The organism is Shewanella sp. GutDb-MelDb (assembly GCF_002836075.1).
In the GTDB taxonomy this organism is placed as follows: Bacteria; Pseudomonadota; Gammaproteobacteria; order Enterobacterales; family Shewanellaceae; genus Shewanella.
Genome location: NZ_PJBM01000066.1, coordinates 1 through 1,960 on the forward strand (window position 1 = coordinate 1; position 1,960 = coordinate 1,960).

General features: G+C 34.6%; 2 protein-coding genes. Both read left to right on the forward strand.

Annotated elements, in window-relative coordinates:
• Positions 1–1,287 (forward strand): AMP-binding protein (locus CXF82_RS01290; RefSeq protein ID WP_102043543.1); only part of this gene is annotated, 1,287 nt, incomplete at its 5' end.
• Positions 1,288–1,289: 2 nt separating this feature from the next.
• Positions 1,290–1,960 (forward strand): SDR family NAD(P)-dependent oxidoreductase (locus tag CXF82_RS01295; RefSeq protein ID WP_102043544.1); only part of this gene is annotated, 671 nt, incomplete at its 3' end.

A 1,960-nucleotide genomic window follows, 5' to 3' on the forward strand; every position in this document is an offset into this window, starting at 1 on the left:
ACTTTAACTTATGGTGAATTAAAGTTGAAGATGGATGATTTTTCTTTGAATTATAGTTATCTCAAGGGAAAGCGTTGTGCTATTTCTACAGATTCTAGAGTATCTCTTGCCATCTACTTACCTTGTGTAGAGAGCTTATCATCATTAATTTTTTTGCAACCTAAAGACTGTACTGATTCTGATTTGTGTGATTTTTATTTAAAATCGAACATCGAGTATAGAGTAGTGATATGCAACGATGAAATTATAGTTGAATCTTTAGTTGATACACAAGGAGAAATGAAATCTGATGATTCAAGTCATTGGTTACTTGCTACTTCTGGTACTTCAGGCACTCCGAAGTTAGCTTTATATACTTTGAAGTCTTTATTATCTTCGAGTATAAAGGATTTAAGTAAAGGTAAAGATTATATTTGGGGGGTTTGCTATGATTTAAATAGATTTTCCGGGCTCCAAGTTTATTTTCAAGCCCTATCTTCCGGTTCATGTCTTGTAATTCACACTTCAAATGACTTATTCTCAGAGACTATTAAGTTTTATTTGAACTGCAGTGTTAATGCATTATCTGCAACTCCGTCATACTGGAGAAAATTGTTAATGACACCTATCTCTAAAGAGTTGAATTTAAAGGTGATTTCATTAGGCGGCGAGATTTCTGATCAACCGATTCTTGATGGTTTAAGTAGTGTCTTTAGAGATGCAAAAATAGTTCATATATATGCATCAACAGAAGCAGGAGTCGGGTTTTCAGTCAAAGATAACTTGGAAGGTTTTCCACTTGCATATATTGAAAGTCAGTCAAGTGATTTGACCTTAAAAATTATAGAAAATGAATTGTGGATTAGAAGTAATAGAGGTGCTTCTGCTTTGTTGAAAGAAGGGCTGAATATGGACATTGATGGCTATATTAATTCTGGTGATTTGGTCGAAGTTATTGGTGATAGAGTTTTATTTAGGGGACGCAGTAGTGGGACAATAAATGTTGGAGGTAATAAAGTTATTCCTGAAGAAGTTGAAAGAGTTCTGAATTCTTTGAAGTTTGTAGCTTCTTCTAAAGTATCTAGTCAAAAAAGTGCTTTTTTAGGCGCATTAGTAGTTGCTGAGATTGTTTTAAATACTGATAATCTCCCAAGTCAATTATCAAGTGCTGAAATTAAAAAATTGGCAAGTACACACTGCAGGAATAAGTTGGAATCATTTAAAGTACCTGCAGTAATTAAAATTGTAGAGTCTATTGATATTGGCGTGACTGGGAAGATGTTAAGGAATAACTTACGAAACCTTTAGTTATAATTACAGGAGCTTCAAAAGGCCTAGGATTAGCATTAAGTCGTGAGGCTTTAAATAATGGATATAGAGTAGTTGGTATAAGCCGTACTATTACCGATGAGTTTCGACAGTTAGTTAAAGATAACATCGATAACATAAGTTTTCATGAGTTCGATTTTTTTGAAACAGAAAAAATCTCTTCTCTGGCGAAAAGCCTTGTAAAATTGCACGGTAAACCATATGCACTGATTAACAATGCTGCATTAGGTCACGATGGTGTACTAGCTACTATGCATGAAAATGACATAAGCACTCTATTAAAGGTCAATGTAGAAGCACCAATTTTGCTTACTAAATATTTATCTAGAGTTATGTTGTTAAATCGAACAGGTAGAATAATAAACGTAGGTTCAATTATTGGTTCAACAGGATTCAATGGGTTAAGTGTTTACGGCGCTTCGAAATCGGCTCTAAGTGGTTTTACAAAATCTTTATCTAGGGAGTTAGGAAAGGCAAATATCACAGTGAATACTTTGGCGCCCGGTTATATGGAGACCTCTATGACGGCTGGTCTTCAGGGGGATAAACTTGATAGTATTAAACGAAGAAGTGCTTTGGGTCGTTTAGCCAATGTAGAAGATGCAGCAAAAGCCGCTATTTTTTTATTATCCGAATCAGCTAGTTCTATTAC